Below are 3,038 nucleotides of genomic sequence, written 5' to 3'. Positions count from 1 at the left end.
GGCGCGATGGGCGCCGGGTCGGCGGGTGCGGGCGCGGCCGGCATCGGGGCGGCCGGGGCGTCGGCCTGGACGGCCGGGGCCGCGGCCTTCTTGGCCGCCGCCTTCTTGGCCGGGGCCTTCGGGCCCGGGGCGTCCGGGAACGCCTCCCGCAGTCGGCGGGCGACCGGGGCCTCGACGGTGGAGGACGCCGACTTCACGTACTCACCGATCTCGGTGAGCTTGGCGAGGGCGTCCTTGCTGGTGATTCCGAGCTCTTTGGCGAGAGCTGATACGCGGGTCTTGCCTGGCACGTGTCTCCTTAGCAGGGACCGTGCGGCGTACCGCGCGGTCCGTTAGTGGGTGGACCTGTTCATTGCTGGCGCTTCATCGAGTGCCCATAGCTCGTCATCTCCTGCGGGATTCCGCTGGTGGTGTCTTTCCGGGTTCGTGCTGATCGTCCTGGTGGTGCTGGTCCTGCTGGGCCGCGACGTGCTCGCGCACCGGCCCGGGGTCCATCGGAGCGGCCACGCGCAGTGCCCGCCCGAACGCCCGGCGTCGGATCGCGAGATCGACGCACGCCAGATCGCGATGCACCCAGGCGCCGCGACCGGACGCGCGACGCCGAGGATCGGGAACGGCTCGCAGCGAGCCGGAATCCGAGTCCGCGACGACGCGGAGCAGATCGTGGTCGACGGCCCGCTGGCGACATCCGATGCAGGTGCGAAGCGGGCCTGGCGGAGGAACTGCCCCCGTGCGGACCCGGTCCGTCATGCCTCGGATGCCGTCGACGTGCCGACGGCTCGAATCAGTCTACTCCCCATGGCCGTCCGGAGCCGAGTTGCCCGGCGCGCGCGCGGGCGACTGCGGGACCGTCCCGGGGTCGCCTCCGGCGTCGGCCACGGGGTCCGTCCCGGCCTCGGCCTCGGAGTCGCTGTGGATGTCGATGCGGTGGCCGGTCAGCCGCGCCGCGAGCCGGGCGTTCTGGCCCTCCCGCCCGATGGCCAGGGACAGCTGGAAGTCCGGGACGACGACCCGCACCGCGAGCGTCTCCGGGTCCACCAGCTCGCTCTCGATCGCGTGCGCCGGGGACAGCGCGTTGCCGACGTAGGTGGCGGGGTCGTCGGCCCAGTCGATGATGTCGATCTTCTCGCCGTGCAGCTCGGCGACGACGTTGCGCACCCGCTGGCCCATGGGCCCGATGCAGGCGCCCTTGGCGTTGAGACCGGCGACGTCGGTGCGTACCGCGATCTTGCTGCGGTGGCCGGCCTCCCGGGCCACGTTGACGATGTCGACGCTGCCGTCGGCGATCTCCGGCACCTCGAGCGCGAACAGCTTCTTGACCAGGTTGGGGTGGGTGCGGCTGATGGTCACCTGCGGGCCGCGCATGCCGCGCGACACCCCGACGACGTAGGCGCGCAACCGGCTGCCGTGCGGGTACTGCTCGCCGGGCACCTGCTCGGACTGCGGCAGGATCGCCTCGATCTTGCCGATGTCGACGACGATCACCCCGCGCTGGTTGGCCTGCGCGTCGGCCTGGACGACCCCGGTGACCACGTCGCCCTCGCGACCCGAGTACTCGCCGAACGTGTGCTCGTGCTCCGCGTCGCGCAGGCGCTGCAGGATGACCTGACGGGCGGTCATGGCTGCGACCCGGCCGAAGTCGGTGGGTGTGTCGTCGTACTCCTCGACGATCTCGCCGGACTCGTCGAGGTCCTGCGCCCAGACGATGACGTCGCCGCTCTTGCGGTCGATGGCCACGCGCGCGTGCGGCATGGAGTGGGCGGTGTGCTTGTACGCGGTGAGCAGGGCCGTCTCGAGCGCGTCGATGAGGGCGGCGAAGGAGATCTCCTTCTCCTTCTCGATGCTGTGCAGCGCCTGCAGGTCGACCTGGACCATGATCAGTCGTCCCCCTCGACGCGGTTGAACTCCACCTGCACCCGACCCGGCCCGAGATCAGACCACGCGACGGCGTGTTCGGCGCCGCCGACGTCGAGCGTCACGCCGCTGTCGGACGTCGCCACGACGCGTCCGGTCAGCGCCTGACCCCCGGCCGGGACGGAGACGAGGCGGCCGCGGGCCCGGCGCCAGTGGCGCGGTTCGGCCAGCGGCCGGTCGACCCCGGGTGAGCTGACCTCGAGCACGTAGGAGCCGGCCAGCACGCCGCTCTGCGCGACGTCGGCGGTGTCGAGCGCGTCGGAGACCACGCGGCTGACCAGGGCGATCGCGTCGAGGTCGATGCCCCCGTCGGCGTCGACGATGACCCGGACCACCGAACGACGGCCCGCCGCGGTGACCGTGACGTCCTCGAGGTCGTAGCCGGCGTCGACCACGAGCGGGTCGAGCAGCACGATCAGCTTCTCGCGTGCCTGCGCCGCGGACGCTCCGGCCTTCGCGGACGACATGGCGGGCTCCTTCCGACCTCGCCCACGCGGACGGGATCACGGCGTGCAGTTGTAGCGATCGAGCCTAGCCGCTCTGCCACACTGATCACGACATGAGCCCCGCCGAACATCCCCGCCGCTGGTTCCTCGCCGGTGGCGCCGCGGTCGTGGTCGGCGGTGGTGTCGGCGTGGGCGCCGGTTTCCTGCACCACCGGTCGGCTCCGCGCCGGCACCCGGCACCCCGCGACCTGGTCGCCGCGCTCGCGACCGAGCTCGACCTGCTCGCCCTCGCCACGGCGGCCGTCCGTCGTGACGCGGCGCTGCGCGCCACGGCCAACATCCTCGTGCGCGACCACAGCGCGCACGTCCGGGCGCTGCGCTCGGCGCTGGCCGCCTACGACGTGCCGCGTCGCTCGGCGGCGGCGTCGCCGTCCGCGTCCGGGGTCCCGTCGGCGCCGTCGCAGGCTCAGGTGCGTGCTACCGAACGCGCGGCCGCCGCGACCGCCGCGACCCGCGCCGGTCGGCTGACCGGAACGGCCGCGACGCTGCTCGCGAGCATCAGCGCCTGCGAGGCCACCCACGGTGAGTTGCTGGCGTGAGCGACGCTCGCGGAGCGAACAAGGGACATGGCGTCTCCGCACGGCCGAACGGAGTGAGGGCGTGAGCGACGCTTGCGGA

The 3,038-nt window shown here is 72.9% G+C and carries 5 protein-coding genes; 1 reads left to right on the top strand and 4 read right to left on the bottom strand.

Features of this window, described 5'->3' with window-relative positions; all coding sequences use genetic code 11:
* The 4 genes from ACFFCA_RS12810 to rimP all read right to left on the bottom strand — a co-directional run.
* The coding region (locus ACFFCA_RS12810; RefSeq protein WP_375485370.1) for a translation initiation factor IF-2 N-terminal domain-containing protein at positions 1 to 290 on the bottom strand (290 nt) is incomplete at its 3' end.
* 94 nt (positions 291 to 384) lie between these two features.
* Positions 385 to 750: a YlxR family protein gene (locus ACFFCA_RS12805; protein ID WP_375485368.1), complete on the bottom strand. Its 366-nt coding sequence runs from the start codon at positions 748 to 750 to the stop codon at positions 385 to 387.
* 39 nt (positions 751 to 789) lie between these two features.
* The gene (gene nusA / locus ACFFCA_RS12800) at positions 790 to 1,875 is read right to left on the bottom strand and encodes a transcription termination factor NusA (RefSeq protein ID WP_375485366.1); all 1,086 of its coding nucleotides are present in this window, start codon (positions 1,873 to 1,875) and stop codon (positions 790 to 792) included.
* A 2-nt stretch (positions 1,876 to 1,877) separates the two neighbouring features.
* Positions 1,878 to 2,381, bottom strand: a complete 504-nt coding sequence (gene rimP, locus ACFFCA_RS12795; protein ID WP_375485364.1) for a ribosome maturation factor RimP — start codon at positions 2,379 to 2,381, stop codon at positions 1,878 to 1,880.
* Between the two features lie 92 nt (positions 2,382 to 2,473).
* Here rimP and ACFFCA_RS12790 point away from each other — a divergent pair, with 92 nt between their 5' ends.
* The gene (locus ACFFCA_RS12790; protein ID WP_375485362.1) at positions 2,474 to 2,959 is read left to right on the top strand and encodes a hypothetical protein; all 486 of its coding nucleotides are present in this window, start codon (positions 2,474 to 2,476) and stop codon (positions 2,957 to 2,959) included.
* Positions 2,960 to 3,038: the final 79 nt, after the last annotated feature.

This window comes from uncultured Jatrophihabitans sp. (assembly GCF_964252635.1).
In the GTDB taxonomy this organism is placed as follows: domain Bacteria; phylum Actinomycetota; class Actinomycetes; order Mycobacteriales; family Jatrophihabitantaceae; genus Jatrophihabitans.
This window is presented reverse-complemented; position numbering and strand designations above follow the sequence as displayed.